Annotated in this window: 16 protein-coding genes; 1 reads left to right on the top strand and 15 read right to left on the bottom strand. The window is 35.9% G+C overall.

Annotated features, from left to right (window positions below):
- Nucleotide 1 precedes the first annotated feature (1 nt).
- From Q7O55_RS00450 to Q7O55_RS00520, 15 genes are all read right to left on the bottom strand, one after another.
- Entirely contained in the window at nucleotides 2-1,189 is a 1,188-nt protein-coding gene (locus Q7O55_RS00450; protein ID WP_303927585.1) for a murein hydrolase activator EnvC, read from the bottom strand.
- Nucleotides 1,189-2,076, bottom strand: coding sequence for a permease-like cell division protein FtsX (gene ftsX, locus Q7O55_RS00455; protein WP_118091466.1), 888 nt, complete (start codon nucleotides 2,074-2,076; stop codon nucleotides 1,189-1,191). Before ftsX ends, Q7O55_RS00450 begins: the two co-directional genes overlap by 1 nt.
- Nucleotides 2,066-2,752 carry a cell division ATP-binding protein FtsE gene (ftsE, locus tag Q7O55_RS00460; protein ID WP_303927587.1) on the bottom strand — a complete coding sequence of 229 codons (687 nt, stop codon included), beginning with the start codon at nucleotides 2,750-2,752 and terminating at the stop codon, nucleotides 2,066-2,068. Before ftsE ends, ftsX begins: the two co-directional genes overlap by 11 nt.
- Before the next feature lie 14 nt (nucleotides 2,753-2,766).
- Nucleotides 2,767-3,699 (bottom strand): transketolase family protein, encoded by a 933-nt coding sequence (locus tag Q7O55_RS00465; RefSeq protein WP_303927589.1) that lies wholly within the window; start codon nucleotides 3,697-3,699, stop codon nucleotides 2,767-2,769.
- Complete coding sequence (locus tag Q7O55_RS00470) at nucleotides 3,699-4,535, bottom strand: transketolase (RefSeq protein WP_303927591.1); 837 nt, start codon at nucleotides 4,533-4,535, stop codon at nucleotides 3,699-3,701. The genes Q7O55_RS00465 and Q7O55_RS00470 overlap by 1 nt, the downstream gene beginning before the upstream one ends.
- A gap of 33 nt (nucleotides 4,536-4,568) precedes the next feature.
- Nucleotides 4,569-5,669 carry a polysaccharide pyruvyl transferase CsaB gene (csaB, locus tag Q7O55_RS00475; protein ID WP_303927593.1) on the bottom strand — a complete coding sequence of 367 codons (1,101 nt, stop codon included), beginning with the start codon at nucleotides 5,667-5,669 and terminating at the stop codon, nucleotides 4,569-4,571.
- Nucleotides 5,662-7,704, bottom strand: coding sequence for a DUF5693 family protein (locus Q7O55_RS00480; protein ID WP_303927595.1), 2,043 nt, complete (start codon nucleotides 7,702-7,704; stop codon nucleotides 5,662-5,664). Before Q7O55_RS00480 ends, csaB begins: the two co-directional genes overlap by 8 nt.
- 12 nt (nucleotides 7,705-7,716) lie before the next feature.
- Nucleotides 7,717-8,412: an LmeA family phospholipid-binding protein gene (locus Q7O55_RS00485; protein WP_303927596.1), complete on the bottom strand. Its 696-nt coding sequence runs from the start codon at nucleotides 8,410-8,412 to the stop codon at nucleotides 7,717-7,719.
- An 8-nt stretch (nucleotides 8,413-8,420) separates the two neighbouring features.
- A protein-coding gene (gene prfB, locus Q7O55_RS00490; protein ID WP_303927598.1) for a peptide chain release factor 2 occupies nucleotides 8,421-9,528 on the bottom strand; the annotation gives its coding sequence in 2 pieces (ribosomal slippage) (nucleotides 8,421-9,470 and nucleotides 9,472-9,528; 1,107 coding nt in all).
- Between the two features lie 120 nt (nucleotides 9,529-9,648).
- Nucleotides 9,649-12,084: a preprotein translocase subunit SecA gene (gene secA, locus Q7O55_RS00495; protein ID WP_303927600.1), complete on the bottom strand. Its 2,436-nt coding sequence runs from the start codon at nucleotides 12,082-12,084 to the stop codon at nucleotides 9,649-9,651.
- Between the two features lie 218 nt (nucleotides 12,085-12,302).
- Entirely contained in the window at nucleotides 12,303-12,830 is a 528-nt protein-coding gene (gene raiA / locus Q7O55_RS00500) for a ribosome hibernation-promoting factor, HPF/YfiA family (RefSeq protein WP_101928219.1), read from the bottom strand.
- A gap of 242 nt (nucleotides 12,831-13,072) precedes the next feature.
- Entirely contained in the window at nucleotides 13,073-13,270 is a 198-nt protein-coding gene (locus tag Q7O55_RS00505) for a cold shock domain-containing protein (protein WP_004693056.1), read from the bottom strand.
- A gap of 515 nt (nucleotides 13,271-13,785) precedes the next feature.
- Nucleotides 13,786-14,511: an amino acid ABC transporter ATP-binding protein gene (locus Q7O55_RS00510; protein ID WP_303927604.1), complete on the bottom strand. Its 726-nt coding sequence runs from the start codon at nucleotides 14,509-14,511 to the stop codon at nucleotides 13,786-13,788.
- Entirely contained in the window at nucleotides 14,508-15,164 is a 657-nt protein-coding gene (locus tag Q7O55_RS00515) for an amino acid ABC transporter permease (protein WP_004693053.1), read from the bottom strand. Before Q7O55_RS00515 ends, Q7O55_RS00510 begins: the two co-directional genes overlap by 4 nt.
- Nucleotides 15,165-15,175: 11 nt before the next feature.
- Nucleotides 15,176-15,982: a basic amino acid ABC transporter substrate-binding protein gene (locus tag Q7O55_RS00520; protein ID WP_303927606.1), complete on the bottom strand. Its 807-nt coding sequence runs from the start codon at nucleotides 15,980-15,982 to the stop codon at nucleotides 15,176-15,178.
- A gap of 904 nt (nucleotides 15,983-16,886) precedes the next feature.
- On the opposite strand from Q7O55_RS00520, the gene Q7O55_RS00525 reads away from it, so the two are divergent.
- Complete coding sequence (locus Q7O55_RS00525) at nucleotides 16,887-17,489, top strand: HD-GYP domain-containing protein (protein WP_004693025.1); 603 nt, start codon at nucleotides 16,887-16,889, stop codon at nucleotides 17,487-17,489.
- The last annotated feature ends 80 nt before the right edge of the window (nucleotides 17,490-17,569 follow it).

The following is a 17,569-nucleotide window of genomic DNA, read 5'->3' on the forward strand; positions in this document are numbered from 1 at the left end:
ATTATAAATATCCCATAGGATCCACAGGATCCCCACTTATACGAACTTCAAAATGTACATGTGGCCCTGTACTATTGCCTGTGCTACCAGCATAGGCAATAACTTGACCCTTACCTACATCTTGCCCTTCAGAGACAGCAAGTTCAGAATTATGTCCATAAAGAGTAGACATGCCATTACCATGATCGATAACTACGGCATAACCATAGCCACCCATCCAACCCGACCAAGCAACAGTACCACCATCTGCAGCATGAACAGGTATACCTTCATCAACACCAATATCAATGCCAGAATGATAAATTGTAGTGCCCCAAATCGGATGTGTACGATAGCCATATGGAGAAGTAATTTCACCACTTACAGGCCACCCAAGTTGACCAGACCCTTGTACCCAAGAGTAAGTTTGTGAAGATTGTTGAGCCGCTGCAGCAGCACGTGCAGCGGCACGCTCTGCTTGACGCGCTTTCAATAACGCTGTAATCTGTGCAGAAGATGCATTTAGTTCTTCTACTGCTTGCATTGCTGTAGCACGATCATTTTGCGCCTTTTGAAGAACTACCTCACGTTCTTTCTTCTTTTGCTCTATTTCAGCTCGTTTTGCCGCAGCTGCTTTTTCAAGCTCAACTAGTTTTGCCCGAGACTGTTCTAGTGCTTGCTTTCGAGCCGCTATTTCAGCACGCTCTTTTTTGATTTCCTCAATTAATTTAATATCGGAATCAATAATTCGTTTTAAAATTTCTAAACGATTAGCAAAGTCTGTAAAATCTTTAGATCCAATAACTACATCTAAGTAACTTAAACGACCGTTAATATAAATATCACGTACACGCTTATAAAATACGGCTTCTCGCCCTTCTAAGCGCTTTTGTGCTTCAGCAAGTAATTTTTCGTTCACCGTAATATCATTCTCAACAGCTATACGTTGTTGTTGAATAGAATCCAATTGTTGCTGAGCCTGACGTAATTGTTCTTCGATTTGACGTAACTGTTCGGATACACTGACTATTACAGTTTCAGCATCTGACTTTATAGCATTTTGTTGATTAACTTGTTGTTGTATTGAATCGAGTTGATTTGTTAAATCTTCGTCCTCTGCAACGATATATAATGGTGTTCCCAATACCACTATACCAGTCAAAATTGCCGCTACGAAACGAGATTTAAATATACTATTATTCATAAACATTACACCTTCATGTATTGTTTCAAAGAAATAGTACTACCAATAGCACCTACTACTATGCCGCCACCTAAGATATAAAGGGCTACATCATAGAAGAATGGGAACATTGGTACTAAAGGGAAGAATGCTAATGATTCAGAAACTTCCATTGTGATGAAGTGATAAAATTCACCAACGCAAAGAACGGCAATGATAGCACCAATTAAGCCTAACAACATGCCTTCAATCAGAAATGGCCAACGAATAAATCCATTAGTAGCACCTACATATTTCATGATTGCAATTTCTTTACGACGTGCGAATACAGTCAACCGAATTGTATTTGAAATGATGAATAATGTTGCAGCTGCTAAGAAAGCAATCAATACAATGCCACCAATGCGAATTACTTGCGTAATGCGGAAAAGCTCTTCTACAATATCTTGACCATAATGTGTACTTTCTACACCTTGGAATGTAGTAGCTAATTTTGCAGTCGCTTTTACATCACTAGGATTATCAAAGGTCAACACATACGAGTTAGGCAACGGATTAACATCACCTAAAGCATTTACCAATTGTTGTTGATCACCAAGGCGTTCTTTGAACTCCTTCATAGCTTGCTCTTTATTAACAAATTCTAAATGCTTTAAGTTAGGTATAGCCTTAATTTGCTTTCCTACTGCCATAATTTGATCAGTTGTTAAACCATCCTTTAAGTAAATACTTAACTGTACTTGATTTTCTAGACTGGATGCCATGTTATTCAAATTAATGACACCACAAAGGAATACGCCGAGCATAAATAAGGATAAAGCCACTGTAGAAATGGACGCTAATGTCATAAGTCCATTACGTTTCATAGACTTCAGTGCTTCTTTAAAATAGTATTTTATCGTTCTAAGCTTCATTAATTTCTGCACCTCTCATATTATCACTTTGAACACGGCCATCTTTTAGACGAATAACGCGTTTATTCAAGTACGAAACAAGATCCATATTATGAGTAACCATAATAACGGTAGTGCCAAAATTATTGATATGTTTGAATAACTCTACAATATCCTTACTAGTATCTGGATCGAGGTTACCAGTAGGCTCATCAGCAATTAAAACTGTTGGGCGATTAACAATAGCACGAGCAATCGCAACACGTTGTTGTTCCCCACCAGAAAGATCCTCTGGTAAGTCATTAGCCTTATCAGATAAACCAACTAGGTCTAATACATGACTCACCTTTTCTTTAATGATTTTTGGTTTTTCTTCAATAACTTCAAGAGCAAAAGCAATATTCTCTGCTACCGTTTTATTAGGCAATAAACGGAAGTCTTGGAATACAACGCCAAGCTTTCTCCGCAATTTAGGAATTTTACTGCGCTTCATACGCGTAACATCAAAGTCATCAACAATGACAGTACCAGCATCTGGCACTACTTCATGCGTTAATAACTTAAATAAAGTTGATTTCCCTGCACCACTGTGACCACAAACGAGAACAAATTCACCATCGTTAATAGTTAAACACACATCGTCTAATGCAACAGAACCATTATCATAGACTTTACTAACATTCTTAAATTCAATCATGGGATCCCCTTTGATTATTTACGAGCGATTACACGTTTTACTGCTTCTACAATGTCATTTGCAGTTAAGCCATATTTTTTCATCAATTCTTTTGGTGTTCCACTCTCCCCAAATGTATCTTGAACACCAACAAATTCCATAGGTACAGGCTTATTAACTACTACTACTTCGGATACTGCAGAACCAAGACCGCCAATGATATTATGTTCTTCGGCTGTAACAATAGCACCAGTTTCAGTAGCCGCTTTTACAATTGCTTCAGCATCAATAGGTTTAATAGATGCCATATTAATAACGCGAGCAGATACATTAGCTTCAGATAAAATTTTAGACGCCTCTACTGCAGGGCCAACCAATGCGCCACAGGCGATAATTGTAACATCAGAACCATCTACCAAGGTAGTAGATTTACCTGGCACAAAAGAATAGCCTTCTTTAGTTACATCATCTACACCAGCACGACCCAAACGAACGTATACTGGGCCGTTATAAGATGCAGCCCATTCGATAACAGCTTCTGTTTCGTGCTCATCAGCAGGTACCACTACGGTCATATTTGGCAATGTACGCATGCAGGAAATATCCTCTAAACTTTGATGCGTTGCACCATCCTCACCAACAGTAATACCCGCATGTGTGGCACAAACTTTTACGTTTAATTTTGGATAGCATACAGCATTACGAATTTGTTCAAACGCACGACCTGTTGCGAACATGGAGAAAGAAGATACAAATGGAATCTTACCTGCCGCTGCAAGTCCAGCACCAACAGAGATCAAGTTTTGCTCTGCAATACCTACATTAAAGAAACGTTCTGGGCACACAGCTTTAAATGTATCTGTTTTAGTAGATTTGGATAAATCCGCATCTAGTACGATAATATTAGTATTCTCTTTACCAATGCGAGCTAGCGCATTACCATATGCTTCACGTGTTGCTTTACCCATTATTGCACCCCCATAATTTCATTAACAAAGGCTACACCTTGCTCTTCACTTGGTGCTTTACCATGCCAGCCCGCTTGACCTTCCATCTCTTCAACGCCTTTACCCTTTACAGTATGCATAATAATACATGTTGGGGCGTCTGTGAAAGCTTTCGCAGTTTCAATAGCATTATGAAGCTCATCAAGGTCATGACCATTAACTTCAATAACATTCCAATTGAAAGCTTTGAACTTTTCTGGAATTGGCAATGGAGAAAGAACTTTAGTAATATCACCATCAATTTGAAGACCATTAAAATCGACAAAAGCTGTCAAATTATTCAGTTTATAAAAGCCAGCAAACATTGCAGCTTCCCACACTTGACCTTCTTCAAGCTCACCATCACCAAGAATAGAGTATACATGGTAATCTGCATTATCAATTTTCCCTGCCAATGCCATACCACAAGCCGCAGAGATGCCTTGTCCTAAAGAGCCTGTAGACATATCTACACCTGGTGTGTGTTTCATATCAGGATGACCTTGTAACATATGATTAATTTTACGTAAGTTCAAGAGTTCTTCTTTAGGAAAATAACCCTTTTCTGCCAATGTAGCATATAGTGCAGGCGCTGCATGACCTTTAGAAAGGACAAAACGATCTCTATTAGGAGCTTTTGGATTTGCTGGATCTACATTCATCTCAACATAGTACAACAAGGCCATCACATCGGCGATGGATAATGAACCACCTGGGTGACCGGATTTCGCTGCCGTTACAGACTGTACAATACCAACGCGAATAGCTTTTGCCTTCTCTTGAACTAATTGTTTAACATCTTGTGTTAATGTAGCCATAGAGACCTCACTTTCTGGATAAAATCCAATATATTAATACTCTTTAAGTAATGAAATAGCAATTTCTGCATTGCGTTGGGAATCTACACGCAATGCTTCAATGCGGTCATAAGATGCTTGATACGCCTCACGAAAATTCAATAATTTATGACACCATTGATATAAGGCTTCTTCACGCAAATGAGTCATTGTGCCAATAGGCTCTTGGCCAATCATATGTAAAAAGCTTGTAATTTTAGGATCATAGGAAATACCAATAACTGGTTTTTCCATTAAAGAACTAAAAACTAAAGCGTGAAGACGTATACCAATCATGAGGTCCACATTTCCAGATAACGACACTTGTTGCTCTGTAGAGAACGGACCTTCTAACACAATAGCGCCATTCGGCATATAGCTAGCAATGATCTTAGCCTCTTTTGTATCCTCAGGATGTGACATAGGAATAAAGATAATTTCCACATTATCCTGTTCTTGTAATCTGCTCAATACATTAGCTAAGGATTCTCTATATTCTGTATCCTCTTTCCAACTACGAACCGCCACACCAATTCGTTTACGTTGTTCATCTTCTTCAGATATTTTAGATATATATCCTTTCAGAATATGAGCGCCAATTGAAAGATCTGCTGGTTGCATGGCCAATACCGCATCTGCAGTAACTTCTACATCTTCAATTCCCAAAGAAACTAGTTCATCCTTTGAAATAGAATCTCTAACTGTAATAGTATCTACAAAACGTAATACAAATCCAACGGCACGACGTGTAGATGAACGATTTAAAGGACCAATACCTTGGGAATATAGCATTACTTTTTTCCCAAGCAACTTTGCTAGTGCCATAATACTTAAGTAATAGTAAGTATTGCGAATACTAGTAGCATCTTGTAATAAACTACCACCACCACTAATAACAAGATCCGAATGAGCAATTGCTTTTAAAATCCCCAATGCAGAGAATGTCCCTACAGCATTAATATTATGCTTTTTACTCGTCTCTTTAGGATTACCAGAAATTACAGTAATATGCGCATCAGTCTCTTCTTTACGAATAGCATCGATAATAGCACAAAGCATGGCCTCATCACCAGCATTACCAAAGCCATAATAACCAGAGATAACAATATTACTCATGGTCAACCTCCCTAGCTTGGAACCATTGTGTTACGTACATCATAAACCGTACTGCGATGATAAGAAGCACTCCAAAAAGGGCACCAATTAACAAACCATCATAACCACGCATAACGGACATGAACACTGGTGTTCTAAGATGACAGAAGGTTTCAACCATTGAAGCAATACCAATAACACCAGCTAGAGTTAATAAGAAATGCATTACTGTAGGCCACTTACGCATAAACGCAAAGGTAGCTAGCATTAAAGCAGGATGACCAATAATGAACTCTTTTTCACGCGGTCTCGCATACATTGTATTTTCTAAAAAACGACGTAACATAAGTTCAAAGCCTGGTACAGGAACACCTGCAGTGTGTCCACTACGGCCAACAAATACCCATACTGCACCACCAAGTGCTGCTATTATAAAGAATACATATAATTTTACATCCATAGTTAAGAATTCTACTACAAATGTTTTCGCTTCTTCTTTGGAGTTAATCATGCGGCCTTTCCACAATGGGAATCGTTGAAGGTACGCAATAATAATTAAAATAATTGGTAGAACAAAGGTCAATTTAACACCTCTAAAGATAGCAAACTCCATAAAGAATTTCGTATTGCCCAATAAAGATGCGATATACATACCACCAATAGCAGCAAATAATGCAGCAATTACAAGGTATAATAATGCAAGAACAGTAGACTTAATGGCCCCTAATGGACGTGCACCATCATAATGACGCCACTCTTCCATCAAGCGTATCATAGCACCTACAGGAGCCATAATAGCACTAGTTAGAGCCCATATTTGAGTAATGAAGGTACCACTTGTAAGAATAAATACAACAATGGATGCCAAAGAAATGCCAAAAAATGCTACAAGTTGCGTGTGCTTAGACATTGGTAACATCATTTGTAAAACATATACAAAAAGTGCGATAGCCCCAATCATTGTAATAACTACTAATAATGGATTTGGTGTATAGGCAGGATAAATATCTGCTGGACCGAATTCATAACCTTTTACAGCCAATTTCTCTGTAGCTATATTAATATAATTGATTGTAGTTTGTAATACAGTTTCATTATTTATACCTGTTTCATACATCGGGAACAAGTTAAAACGAATATTTCGCTCTATGTCACTAATGTAAAAACGTTGTGCCGCTTCTTCAGGGGTAATTTTCTTTAACTCCTCTTTAGCGATAGTATACACACGACCTACACTATAATTATTTTTGGCTGCCATTTCCAAGAAACCTTGTTGTGGCTCATACTGCAACTGATTTACAGCTTCGATACCAACTAGTGGAATATGGTTTTTATTTAATAAGGCTAATGTTTCATCCGTTAAATTAGGTGCACCAAGAGCTTCTTTACCAGCAAAAATCATCCCTGTTACATGAGGAATGCCTTCAAGTCGTTTAAATAGATATTGAATATCTTCAGATGTTACGTTTCTATAGTTTGTTGGACGAACGATAACATTGAAACCTCGATCTGCAACCTCTTGTGCTTGCAATTTTGAAATACCAAGATTCATCTTTGCATAGCTATCTGCTGTTGCACCATACAATTCAAGAACAGGACCAATACTTGTATTAAGCTCTTTCACCTTGTCCTTGCCAATACGGTGGTATAAATCCTCTCGAATTTCTTTATAATAGCCTTCTTTACCTGAAATTAATGCTACATAAGTCGCCCCAGGTTTAATCGCAGCGCCATTAACACGAACAGAGTCCATCTCTTCAGAGCTTAATACTTTAACCTGGCCCGCATCTTTTGCTTTTTCTAACGTGCGATCATAAATAGCAAAAGCAGTCACACCAGCATTACGTAACGCATTAAAAGCTTCTTGTTGACTGCGCTTTTCAAAGGCACTGGCTCGTAAAACTGCATCATAATCTACGATATTTTCAATATGATTTTGAGATTTCTCAATCTGATGGCGTTCAAATACTAAATATAAGGAAGATAAAAGACCTATAATAATACAAAGTATAAGAATCCATGAGTACTTACTTTTTTGTGTGTTCCGATGATTCACGACAAATCCTTTCTAGTTGAGTACAGGTTTTACTTTAATGAGAATTTCACCATTATCAACAGTTAAACTTTCCGCTTTTACAGGAATTGGAAAATTGTTGAAGTCATAAATTTGAGTACTTTCTAACACATTAGATGTCATTCCAGGAATTGTAGCACCATTTATGGTGAACTTTTTAGGTGAAAACAATAATGTATTGCCCTTTAACTCTAAATTCCCATCTAATTTAACATCCCCTTTAAACACCATGCCTACATTCATTTTGCCGGTTAGGCTGATATTATCTTTACTAATGTCAACTTGTACGTCTTGAATATCACTACCTGCTTCATTACTTAAGAAAGTCGCTAAGTCAGCTTTATTAATAGTCCCATCAATACTAGCATTCCCGACACTAACGATATCAATTTGTTGACTAGCTAATAAAGAAATTGGATTGACAAAGATTTGTTTAGCATCATATCGAAAACTAGCAAAATTCAATTTACCCAGTTTAATATTCTCCAAAGTGCCATAAACACGATCTACCTCACCATATAAAATTTTGAAAGCAGGTTGAGCCTCAACATTTACTGTTTGAGCCGTTGGTTTCAATGTTTCATTTAATTGACTATCAATACGAGAGCCAATAAAAGATGGCAATAAAAATTGGGATGCCACTACAAGAGCAATAATTAGCACTAATAGGAATAGTAAAAGCTTTTTCATAGTATCTCCTAAATTGTTAAGTTAGCCTCTTTTTTTAAGAAACCTTCGATAAATGGGTCTAAGTTGCCATCCATAACAGCTTGAACATTACCAGTTTCTACACTAGTACGATGATCCTTAACAAGATTATATGGATGGAATACATAGGAACGAATTTGACTACCCCACTCAATTGCTTGGTAGGTACCACCAATCTGTTCTTTAAGTTCAGCTTGCTTTTCGAGCTCTAACTCAAATAGTTTCGCCCGTAACAAACGTAAAGCTTGTTCTCTATTCTGCATTTGAGAACGTTGTGTTTGGCATTGTACTACAATACCTGTCGGCTTATGTGTCATGCGAACAGCAGAATCGGTTTTATTAATATGCTGACCACCAGCGCCGCTAGCACGATACGTATCAACTTGAACATCTTTCATATCGATATTAATTTCCACAGTATCATCGATTTCAGGCATTACATCGACAGCAGCAAATGATGTGTGACGTCGAGCCGCAGCATCAAATGGTGAAATACGAACGAGACGATGTACACCTTTCTCAGACTTCAAGTAACCAAAGGCATTTTCACCTTTAACAAGGAATGTAGAAGATTTTATTCCTGCTTCATCACCAGGTTGTTCATCCATTAACTCGATAGAAAAGCCAGATTTTTCAGCCCAGCGCAAGTACATGCGAATTAACATAGAACACCAATCTTGTGCCTCAGTCCCACCAGCACCAGCATGAAATGTTAAAATAGCATTATTTGCATCATATTCACCACTTAACAATAAAAGTACTTCTTGCTTTTCCAAGGTTTCTTCTATTTGCTTAACATATTCCTTGATTTCACTCTCCATGGAGAGATCATCTTCATCTATAGCCATTTCAAGCATCATATTAGCATCTTCAATATCACTAACAAGTTGCTTATAGCTTTCTACAGCATTTTTTAATTGTGTGGCCTCTTGAGAAATCTCACGAGCTTTATCTGGATTATCCCAAAATGTAGGATCACTCATCTGTACATCAAGTGTAAATATTCTGTCTTCCTTTTGAGCGATGTTAAAGTGAATCCCTCATCCCATAAATACGTTCTTCTAAATTAGAAATAATCGGTTTTAGATCTTCTAACAATTTATGTTCACCACCTTTAGTTAATTAGTCTATTACATCAATAAACTATCACCTTAACAAAATAGAAAAATGGCCGTTGCCCAGTGGAAATCCCTTTGAGCAACGTGCCATTCACAAATCTTAATCTATGTTTTGTGGCTCCAACACATCTTCATGATGGGATTGTGCACCTTCTAAGTGATCAACTGGTTCTTCGATTTCTTGAATCAATTGTGCACGAATCTTGTATAATGCCATGATTGTCTCATCTTGAATAGCTGCAATCATGTTTTGGAACATATCAAAAGCTTCAAACTTATATTCTACCAACGGATTCTTTTGACCATATGCACGAAGGCCAATACCTTCTCGTAACATATCCATATTATCCAAATGTTCCATCCATTTATTATCAACAATGCGCAACATAATCGCCTTTTCAAGTTGGCTAAACATAGCCTCTCCAAGCATATCAACGCGATCTTGATACTCTTCATGAGCAATTTCTAATAAGCGTTCTAATAAGTCTTGACGACTATATTCTTCCATATCTTGAGAAGACATAATCTCTTCTGTTAAGAAATATTGACTTAAATGTTTATAGAGACCTTCATAATCCCATTCTTCTGGATAGAGCTTTTCATCAGCATAAGCATCTACAGATTCGGTAACAAGCTTGTCAATCATTTCGTTAATTGTTTCACGCAAGGATTCGTTACGTAAAATACGGCGTCGTTGTTCGTATAATACTTCACGTTGTTGATTCATAACATCATCATACTCAAGTACATATTTACGAATATTGTAGTTATGATCCTCTACTTTCTTTTGAGCACGTTCAATAGATTTAGTAATCAAAGAATGCTCGATAGGTTCATCCTCTTCCATACCAAGTTTATCCATGATACCTGTAATATTGTCAGCACCAAAGATACGCATTAAGTCATCTTCTAATGATAAGAAGAATTGAGAAGAGCCAGGATCCCCTTGACGACCAGCACGTCCGCGTAATTGATTATCAATACGTCGGCTTTCATGGCGTTCTGTCCCCAAAATTGCTAACCCACCTAGTTCTGGCACACCTTCTCCAAGAGTAATATCAGTACCACGACCAGCCATATTAGTAGCGATTGTTACCATTCCCATTTGGCCAGCAGCCGCAACGATTTCTGCTTCTTGTTCATGATGTTTAGCATTCAATACTTTATGAGGTACACCTGCACGCAACAACATGTCTGAAAGTTCTTCAGACTGTGTAATAGATGTAGTACCAATCAAAATAGGTTGCCCTATTTTATGTCGTTCTACTGCATTACGTACTACGGCACGATATTTAGCAGCTTTAGTTTTAAAAATCTGATCTGACAAATCCATCCGGATTAAAGGCTTATTCGGTGGAATTGGTATAACCTCTAATCCATAAATATCGATAAATTCTTTTTCTTCTGTTTTGGCAGTACCTGTCATACCTGCTAATTTATCATACATACGGAAATAGTTCTGGAATGTGACAGATGCTAAAGTTTGGCTTTCCCGTTCAACTTTCAAACCTTCTTTAGCCTCAATAGCCTGATGCAAACCATCAGAATAACGGCGTCCAAACATCAAACGGCCCGTAAACTCATCGACGATAACAACTTCACCATCTTTAACCACATAGTCAGTATCACGATGCATCATAGCATAAGCTCGTAAAGAAGCACCAAGCAAATGATTCAACTCGATATTTTCTGCATCATATAGGTTTTCAACGCCAAGCATTTTTTCAACCTTTGCGATGCCAGAATCTGTAGGGGCAATAGTTTTTTGTTTTTCATCAATAACATAGTCTTCATCTTTTACAAGGTGAGGAACAATTTTAGCCAATTTATAATAATTATCGGTGGAACGTTGACCAGGACCTGAGATAATTAGTGGTGTTCTTGCTTCATCAATAAGAATGGAATCTACTTCATCCACAATGGCATAATTCAATGGTCGTTGTACCATTTGAACAACATCGGTTACCATGTTATCGCGTAAATAGTCAAAACCAAACTCATTATTTGTACCATATGTAATATCACACGCATAGGCTTCTTTACGTTGATTAAAGTCAAGATTAGCCACAATAAGGCCCGTGGAAAGACCTAAGAAATTATATAAACGTCCCATTTGCTCGCTATCACGAGTAGCCAAATAATCATTTACTGTTACAACGTGTACACCCTTACCGGTCAATGCATTCAAATATACAGGCAATGTAGCTACTAATGTTTTACCTTCACCAGTACGCATCTCAGCGATATTACCATTATGTAGGCAAATGCCCCCCATTAACTGTACATCGAAATGACGCATACCTAAAACACGTTTAGATGCTTCACGAACTACAGCAAATGCTTCTGGTAATAAGTCGTCTAACGTTTCCCCTTTTTGCAAACGACGTTTAAACTCATCAGTTTTTGCCACTAAGTTAGCATCACTTAATTTAATATAATTAGGTTCAATTTCATTAATATGATCTGCAATAGCACGCATTTTTTTAATTTCTTTTGCGTTATTATTGCCTAATAGCCTTTGTAAAAAGCTTAACAAACAAATCACTCCTCTACGGGACATCTTACATTATTTTATCTAACTTATTATAACGAAAAAGCCTTGAATAGTCAAAGAATTCAAGGCATTTCAAGATTATTTATAGTATTATTTTTGCAAAAAAGGTGGATGACTATTTTAAGTCATCCACCTTAATATAATAATCGGCTGATTTAAAGTAGAAAGGAGTTAGGATTAAGTTCAGCCGACATTATATATTATTGAAGTTCTGGCTCAATCAAACCATAGAAACCATCATGTCTACGATAAACAACGTTCATCGCTTCAGTTTCAGCATTAAAGAACATAAAGAAATCGTGACCAATAAGATTCATTTGTAAAATCGCTTCCTCAACATCCATAGGGCGCACAACAAAGTGTTTGCGTTTTACAACTTCAATAGTTTCTTCTTCCACAGGAGCTGCCAAAGCTTCAGGATGGAAAGCTTCTTGTTTTTTGAAACGTTTAGCTAAACGAGTTTTATATTTATGGATTTGACGAACAATTTTATCTACTACTAAATCAATAGCTGCGTACATATCATCGTTAGTTTCCACACCACGAAGAACGATTTTATCAACAAAACATGTAAGTTCAATTGTAGATTTATCTTTTACAACGGATAAAACCGCTTGTGCATTTAACTCATCATCGAAGTAACGAGTCAATTTACTCAATCTTTTTTCGATATATGCTCTTAAGGCATCTGTCACTTCAATGTTTTTTCCTCTAATTGCTACTTTCATAAGTCAACACCCTTTCTAAAAATCATCCACGAGATGCGAGTGTGTGGTATTATATAACCTTATCCCTCGTGTTATATTTAGTATTTCTACATCCAACTATAAAACTCCTTCTTTTTTATGTAAAAATTTTATATTTTTTGTAGAATTATGAATTAAATTTATATAGAAAATCAAAAAACCCCGATATTATATACTATCGGGGTTCAATTATATGTTGTTTTTATAATTTTTTTGGTATGTAATTACGCTTTAACAACGTTAGCGGCTTGAGGTCCACGGTTTCCATCAACAATCTCAAATTCTACATTTTGACCTTCAGTCAAAGATTTGAAGCCTTCGTCTTGGATTGCAGAATAGTGTACAAATACATCGCTACCGTCTTCACGTTCAATAAATCCATAACCTTTTTCTGCGCTGAACCATTTTACTTTACCTAACATGGTAACATCCTCCTAAAAATATATATATTGTCTTACTGTCTTGCTCTATATTTGTATCATAACACAGCATGTATAAAATATCAAACAACAATATTTACATTTTTAATGAATATACAAACACCGAAAACAAGAATATTATTTAATGTAAACCTCAACAATCCCTATATCTATACATGCTATAAATAATTATATGCGCCCTATAAATTAATTGTATACTTTTATAATCATAAAAATATATGAATTAAAAATTATTATTTTAAAAAATGACTGTATAAATTATTGTTATATCACAAATATTTATAGCATAATCGTGTTTTTTAGATTAATCTACACTTTAAATCTTTATACAAACTCTTTATAATTAATAAATATAGCCTAAAGGTTATCAAATTTATTAATAGATATTAAGCTATACATATATAATAAAAATTAATATAAATAAATAGGTTAAATTTAATGTAAAAAAACAGGAAGCAATTTCTAATTCTAGAATTTGCTTCCTATAATATCATTAATTAATCTATTAAAATTTTGTCTAAAAATGATTTTGTTCTTTCATTTGTAGGAGCATCGAATACTCGTTCAGGTGTATCATCTTCTAAAATCAAGCCACCATCAACAAATAAAACTCTATCCGCTACCTTTTTCGCAAAGCCCATTTCATGAGTAACGATGACCATCGTCATACCTTCCTCAGCTAAAGACTTCATTACATCTAGTACTTCACTAACCATTTCAGGATCAAGAGCTGAAGTAGGTTCATCAAAAAGCATTACTTTAGGTCTCATAGCTAAAGCACGAGCAATAGCAACACGCTGCTTTTGACCACCTGACAAAGAATCAGGATATGCATTGGCTTTATCCGCCAAACCTACTCGATCAAGTAAAGCTTGACCTATCTTCTTAGCCTCTTCCATAGATGTTTTACGAACCTTAGTTTGTGCTAAGGTAAGATTTTCCATAACCGTCATATGTGGGAATAGATTAAAATTTTGGAATACCATTCCTACTTCAGCACGAACATCATTTAACTTTTTCTTATCAGAAAGATCCATACCATCTACGATAACCTTACCAGATGTAGGTTCTTCTAAGTAGTTCATAGTGCGCAGTACCGTACTTTTACCAGAACCAGAAGGGCCGATGATTACAACAACTTGACCTTGTTCAATATGTAAATTAATACCTTTTAGTACTTCATTTTTACCAAAAGATTTATGTACATTTACTAATTTAATCATTTAATGCTATATTTCCTTTCAAGATATCCAACTAATTGTGAGATAGTCACTGTCATAATAAGGTAAATCACAGCAACCGTACCCCAGATTTCAAAGGATGCATAGGTTTTAGCAATGATTAATTGACCACGACGTGTCAACTCCTCGAAGCCGATAACAGAAACTAAAGAGGAATCTTTCAACATGGCAATAAATTCATTCCCTAACGGAGGAATAATTGCTTTAAAAGCTTGAGGCATAATGATGTAACGCATAGTTTGTCCCCAAGTTAACCCAAGAGAACGACCAGCCTCCATTTGACCTTTATCAATAGATTGAATACCAGCACGGAAAATTTCAGATACATAAGCACCAGAGTTAATACTACACGCGGTAACAGCCGCAATATATGGATCAATCCGTTGACCTGTAATCATAGGCAAGGCAAAATAGATTAGGAAAATTTGTACCAGTAGTGGTGTACCACGAATGATATCTACATAACATTTTGCAAGCAATCTAACTAATCTAAATTTAGATAAATTTGCTAAAGATACTAAAAGACCGATAAAAAAGCCACAACCCACAGACATGGCTGTAATTTCTACAGTCACTAGAGCACCTTGTAGTAAGAGCGGTAAATTATCCGCAATTAACCCCCAATTAAAACTCATAATCTCTCCTATTATTTAAATTCTAAAACTACTGGCATATCAGCAGGTGCATCTACATTAAACCATTTTTTATATAATGTATTAAATTCACCATCAGCCTTCATATCAGCAATTGCCTTATTGATTTCTTCTTGCAATGCTTTGTTATCCTTATTAATTGCTAAGCCCAAATATTCTTTAGTATTTGGATATGCCATAAATTTAATATGTTGGTCAGGATGCTTAGTGCTGTAATATTGAGCTACAGGTAAATCGATTACAGTTGCATCTACTCCACCATTTTGTAATTCTAACAAAGCTTCATTACTATGGTCAAATTCTTTTACAGTAGTATCTTCAATTTTATGAGCTAAATCTGCACCAGTAGTACCTAATTGGGCTGCAATTTTTTTACCTTTTAAATCATCAAGAGAGTTCACAGCCGTTCCATCTCTATATACTACTGCTAAAGCATTTTCATAATAAGGAGAAGAAAATAATACTTTTTCACTTCTCGCTTTTGTAATGGTCATACCAGATGCAGCAACATCAATATCATGTGTGTTCAAAGCTGGAATCAAAGCATCAAAAGCTACATTTTTTAGCTCTACATCTTTATTAATACGTTTACCGATCGCACGAATCAATTCAATATCAAAACCTGTATAATCTTGAGATTTTTCATCTTTAAACTCAAATGGAACAAATGTAGCATTAGTACCAACGACAAGTTTATTAGATGTAGGTTGATTAGAGGAACCACAACCACCAACTAAAGAAGCCGCCATCACTAACATACAACCACCAACAATTAATTTTTTTACTTTACTATTTAACATATTATCAACCTCATTATTCTAACTTACTACTACTTTATAATAGTATATAGACTCAGTATAATTATGTCAATAATTTTGTATATAAATTTTAACATTATCGCAAAATTCCTATATTTATATTTTAATTTTATACATAGTATGTATAAATATTACTCCTATGTATAAAAACTTTCCCATTATTAGTGGTTTTTTATAGATTTTATAATATACAAATGTATAAAAAGAAAAAGCACATGAGAAAATCCTCATGTGCCCTTATACGGCTGACCTGGTCTTTGCCCCCACACTCGCCTGCTGGAGGGTTCGCTCATAAGTCTGAGACTCCCCACTACTACCTCTCTCGGTTATACCGGCAGGACTTACACCTAAGCCGCACCATGCTCACAACCCTTTGGGCTGCTTATGTGGATCGTTTTGCCTGCGACTGGCCTCGACTTTCAACCACAGACCCGTATAGACGTATTATAAAGAATAACAGAATTCATGTCTAGTTTTACTATGATACTATTAAAATTTATGTATGTAGTTAAATATCTCTAAAAAATATTTACCAAACATAAGATCGAAAAATTCTTAGACCAATGAGAATAAATTTTGCAACCCTTAATTTTGATGTATAGAAAATTGGAATAGTAAACCTAAAATATTCTTCATATTATTTTAATATTTCTAAAATCACTTTTTTTAAGTACCATATCTAGTGGGTTCTTAAAATGTCAATTATTTTTTGTATGCCAAATATGAATACAACATATATGTAAGAACATACGTATCATACACAAAAAATTATTTATGGTGTATAATTTGTATACTGTTAAATTAGAACGGCCTAAAGTTGTACGATATGAACATAAGTACGAGGGGTTGTACCATATGTTCTATTTGTTAGTTAGAGGGGTTTATTATGTTTATGTTATCATTGATGCAACCATCAGGTTTGTATGAACTGGAGAAAGATAGTTTAGAAGCCATAAGCGCACAACTTTTGCAGATGATACAAATGAAAAGCTATCATCTTTATACACATTCTATTCAGGTTTCAAACTATGCTGTTAGCATCGCAGCTAAAATGGGTTTACCATTAAATGAAATCGAACAGATTCGTCACGCAGCTCTACTTCATGACGTAGGTCTATTAATGGTACCTAATGCATTAATCCAAAAATCTCCATATCTTAATAAGCAAGAAATGTCTAAGTATAAACAACATGCTGCAAGTGGAGCCAATATGATTGAAAACTATCCTTGCTGCCAACAAATTTTACCTTATATTCGTTACCATCATGAAAAATGGGATGGCTCCGGTTATCCTAAACATCTACGTGGTGCTAATATTCCATTGGGAGCTCGAATCATTGCTGTAGCAGATTACTATGATACAACAGTTAATCCTTCTACTGAATTTTGGGCTAAAACAAAAGCTAAAGCAAAAGAAGAACTTTTTAGTGCGTCTGGGTCTCTCTTTGATCCAGATGTTGTTAAAGCATTTATTGATGTACTTGGCTAATATGTTAATTAAGCGTTCACCCTCAGGTGAACGCTTTTTTATATACTAAGTTAACTATTTCTTTTAGAAACATTATCGCC

The organism is Veillonella parvula (genome assembly GCF_945949885.1).
Taxonomy (GTDB): domain Bacteria; phylum Bacillota; class Negativicutes; order Veillonellales; family Veillonellaceae; genus Veillonella; species Veillonella parvula_B.